The organism is Saccharomonospora iraqiensis subsp. iraqiensis, from assembly GCF_000430445.1.
GTDB lineage: Bacteria > Actinomycetota > Actinomycetes > Mycobacteriales > Pseudonocardiaceae > Saccharomonospora > Saccharomonospora iraqiensis.
Map to the genome: position 1 here is coordinate 170,852 of NZ_KE387086.1, position 3,999 is coordinate 174,850.

The 3,999-nt window shown below is 73.1% G+C and carries 4 protein-coding genes and 1 tRNA gene; 4 read left to right on the forward strand and 1 reads right to left on the reverse strand.

What is annotated here, in order from left to right; translation table 11 throughout:
* Positions 1 to 90 precede the first annotated feature (90 nt).
* Positions 91 to 182: transfer RNA gene (locus tag ACTIR_RS0111840), tRNA-Sec, on the reverse strand.
* Positions 183 to 267: 85 nt separating this feature from the next.
* Here ACTIR_RS0111840 and selD point away from each other — a divergent pair.
* The 4 genes from selD to ACTIR_RS0111865 form a co-directional block, all read left to right on the forward strand.
* Positions 268 to 1,260 (forward strand): selenide, water dikinase SelD, encoded by a 993-nt coding sequence (gene selD, locus ACTIR_RS0111845; RefSeq protein ID WP_026454450.1) that lies wholly within the window; start codon positions 268 to 270, stop codon positions 1,258 to 1,260.
* Between the two features lie 129 nt (positions 1,261 to 1,389).
* Positions 1,390 to 1,941, forward strand: coding sequence for a YbhB/YbcL family Raf kinase inhibitor-like protein (locus ACTIR_RS0111850; RefSeq protein WP_026454451.1), 552 nt, complete (start codon positions 1,390 to 1,392; stop codon positions 1,939 to 1,941).
* Between the two features lie 306 nt (positions 1,942 to 2,247).
* The gene (locus ACTIR_RS0111860) at positions 2,248 to 2,844 is read left to right on the forward strand and encodes a TetR/AcrR family transcriptional regulator (RefSeq protein ID WP_026454452.1); all 597 of its coding nucleotides are present in this window, start codon (positions 2,248 to 2,250) and stop codon (positions 2,842 to 2,844) included.
* 102 nt (positions 2,845 to 2,946) lie between these two features.
* A partial coding sequence (locus ACTIR_RS0111865; protein WP_026454453.1) for an MMPL family transporter occupies positions 2,947 to 3,999 on the forward strand: 1,053 nt, incomplete at its 3' end.

Here is a 3,999-nt window from a genome sequence, read left to right on the forward strand (position 1 = left end):
CGGCGGCGTCAGGCACCGCGGGTTCCCCCCGGTGCGGCCCGCACCCCGGGCTGCGGTGGCGGGCCACGCCGGGGGCCGCGGCCGTCGTCGCGGAGGCGAACGGGAATCGAACCCGCCAACGACAGTGCCTGCCGTTCAACGGTTTTGAAGACCGTGCCGGTCACCAGGCCGGAAGCGCCTCCCTGGGACATACCGACATCCTGCCAAATGCACGGCGCGTGTGCAGCACACCGCGCGGCGGAGCCGGAGTTCCGGCAGGATGGCGGAATGGCGTACCGACTGACCCAGTACGCGCACGGCGGCGGGTGCGCGTGCAAGATCCCTCCGGGGGAGCTCGAACAGGTCGTGTCCGGGCTGGTCGGTGCCGGTCCCGCGCGGCCCGCCGGGGAGTTGCTCGTGGGGCTCGACGACGGGGACGACGCCGCGGCCGTCCGTCTCGACGGCGAGCGCGCGATCGTGAGCACCACCGACTTCTTCACCCCCGTCGTGGACGACCCGTACGACTGGGGGCGGATCGCCGCGGCGAACGCGCTGTCCGACGTGTACGCGATGGGCGGCACCCCCGTGGTCGCGGTGAACCTGTTGTGCTGGCCCCGCGAGACCCTCCCGTTCGAGCTGGCCGCCGAGACACTGCGCGGCGGCGCCGCGGTGTGCGCCGAGGCGGGCTGCCACCTCGCGGGCGGGCACAGTGTGGACGACCCCGAGCCGAAGTACGGCCTCGCGGTGACCGGAGTGGCCGGGGCGGACCGGTTGCTGCGCAACGACACCGGCCGGGCCGGACAACCGCTGTCGCTGACGAAGCCGCTCGGCGTCGGGGTGCTCAACACCCGGCACAAGGCCACCGGGGAGACCTTCGACGAGGCGATCGCCGTGATGACCACGCTCAACGCCGAGGCCGCGCGGGCCGCGTCGGCCGCGGGCATCGGGTGCGCCACCGACGTCACCGGCTTCGGCCTGCTCGGGCACCTGTACAAGCTGGCGCGGGCCAGCGGGGTGACGGCGGTGGTGGACGCGGCGGCGGTGCCGGTGCTGGACGCCGCCCGCGACGCCGTCCGGGAGGGCTACGTCTCCGGCGGCACCCGCCGCAACCTCGACTGGGTGCGCCCGCACACCGACCTGACCGGGGTGGACGAGGCGACAGCCCTGCTGCTGGCCGATGCGCAGACCTCCGGCGGGTTGCTGGTGGCCGGTGAGGTGCCGGGTGCGCCCGTGATCGGCGAACTCGTCCCCCGCGGCCCCGAGGCGGTCGTGGTGCGGTGAGTGGTGCGGTCCGGGTTTGCCCGCGCCGACGACGGGAACGTCGACAGGGATCACCGCCTCGACAGGACGACCGACGGCCGGCGCCGGACCCTTTCCGCCGGGCCCGCCCGCGGCCGGGAGAGGACCACCATGGCGCAGCCACGCGGCGAGCGGGCCCAGGGCCCGAAGGGCACCCGGGGGATGAGCCGGGGCGATCCCACGATCGACGAGCCGCCCCGGGCGATCGCGGCGGAGCTGGAGCTGCGCAGCCCGGCCTTCAACGACGGCACGCTGATCCCGGACCGCTACTCCCGGCAGGGCGGCGACACCGCACCGCCGCTGGAGTGGACCCACGTGCCGGACGGCACCGAGGAGCTCGCCCTGATCTGTGAGGATCCGGACGCCCCGGGCGGCACGTTCGTGCACTGGGTGGTCACCCAGATCCCCCCGGAGGCCACCGGCATCGGCGGGACGGACGGCCTCCCGCCCGGCGCGACGGTGGGCCGCAACGGCTTCGGCGACCTCGGCTGGGGCGGACCGCAACCACCCGTGGGCGACGAGGCGCACCGGTACTTCTTCCGGCTCTACGCCGTGGACCGCCCGCTCGGCCTCGACGAGGGGGCCACCGCCGACGACGTGCACGCCGCCGCCGACGACCACTCCCTGGCCCGGGGGACCCTGGTGGGCCTGTTCGCCCGCTGAGCACCCCACCGGGCCCGGTGCGTGCTCATGCGGCCAGCTGGCGGCGGAGCCGCTCGAGTTCGTGCGCGATCCGGTCGACGGTGGTGACCGGCGACCCGGAACTCGCCCGCAGATGATCCAGGCTCCACAACCACCATCTCCGACGCGCAGCGACGCGCAACACCGCCCACGCCGGGCACCGGGCGGGAAGTCGTGTGCGACGTCACGCGGTGATCGAAACGACCGGGTGTCGATACGTTTGCGTTTCGCTTCGGAGTACTTCTAGACTGACTCGGTACGAAACGGTTTCGTTCCTGGAGTCCCCGCATGTCCGAGCAGACCTCCGGCGCTCAGGCACGCCGTACGCGGCTGACGCCCGAGCGCGAGCGGGAGGTGTTCACCACCGTGGTGGACCTCGTCCGGGAACAGGGCTACGAGGCCCTGACGATGGACGCCGTCGCGGCGCGCACCCGGGCCAGCAAGGCGACGCTCTACCGGCAGTGGGAGAGCAAGCCGCAACTGGTGGCGACCGCACTGCGGCACCTGGCCGAGCCCCTCACCGACGTGGACACCGGCTCGCTGGCCGACGACCTGCGGCACCTGGTCACCGAGTTCCTGGGGCACGCGACCGAGGACACCGCACTGCTCAACGGTCTGGCCCATGCCGTCTCCAAGGACCGTGACCTGTGGCAGGCGCTGTACGAGCTGCACATCCGCCCGGGGCTGGACATCCTCGACGCCGTCCTCGCCAGAGCCGTCGAACGCGGCGAACTGGACCCGGACAACCCCGCCCGGAGGTTCCTCGCCCACCTGATCATCGGCGCCTTCGGCACCCGCAGGCTGATCGAGAACCGGGAGGCCGACGCCGAGTACATGGAGAACTACCTGCGGGCCGTGGTCTTCCCCGCACTCGGCATCGCCTGACGACCCGACCTCCGGGCGCTCCACCGCCGCAGCACCGGGGGATCCCGACAACCCGAACAACACGGACCCTTCCCCAACCGACACAACTGGAGTTCCTCGTCCATGGCCACGTTGCTGTACCGGCTCGGCCGGTTCGCTTTCCGGCGGCGCGGACTGGTCGCCCTGGTATGGGTGTTGCTGCTCGCCGCCGTGGGTGGCGCCGCCGCGACCAGTTCCTCGTCCGCGTCGTCCTCGATCTCGATCCCCGGAACGGAGGCCCAGCAGGCGTTCGAACTGCTGGACGAACGCTTCCCCGGCACCAACCCGGAAGGGGCCACCGCCCGCGTCGCCTTCCAGGCACCGGAGGGTGAACAACTCACCGATCCGGAGAACCGCGCCGCGGTCGGCGAGGTGGTCGGCGAGATCGCCCAGGGGTCGCAGGTGCAGCAGGCGGTCGACCCGTTCCGCGGCCGGGCGGTCAGCCCCGACGGCACGATCGGCTACGCGCAGGTCAACTACGACACCAGCGCGCTCGACCTGACCGAGCAGTCGCGCACCGCCCTGGAGGACGCCGTCGAGCAGGGCCGCGACGCGGGGCTCACCGTCGAGGTCGGCGGGGACGCGCTGATGACCATGCCGGAGACCGGCACCACCGAGGTGATCGGTGTGGTCGTCGCCGCGGTGGTGCTGCTGATCACCTTCGGCGCGCTGGTGGCCGCCGGGCTCCCGCTGGTCACCGCCCTCATCGGGGTGGGGATCAGCGTCTCCGCCATCACGGCGCTGACCGGCGTCCTCGAACTCGACAGCACCACCCCGATCCTGGCCACCATGATCGGCCTGGCGGTCGGCATCGACTACGCGCTGTTCATCGTCTCCCGCTACCGGGCCGAACTCGGCGAGGGCCACGCGCCCTACGACGCCGTCGGCCGCGCGACCGGGACCGCGGGCTCGGCCGTCGTCTTCGCCGGGCTCACGGTGATCATCGCCCTGGCGGGCCTGTCCGTGGTGAACATCCCGATCCTGACGAAGATGGGTCTGGCCGCCGCCGGGGCGGTCGTGCTGGCCGTGCTGGTGGCCGTGACCCTGGTCCCGGCGTTCGTGGGCTTCGCGGGCACGCGGATCCTGCCCCGGAAGCAACGGGACCGCACGGCCGCGGAGGCCGCCCGGGCCGCCGCG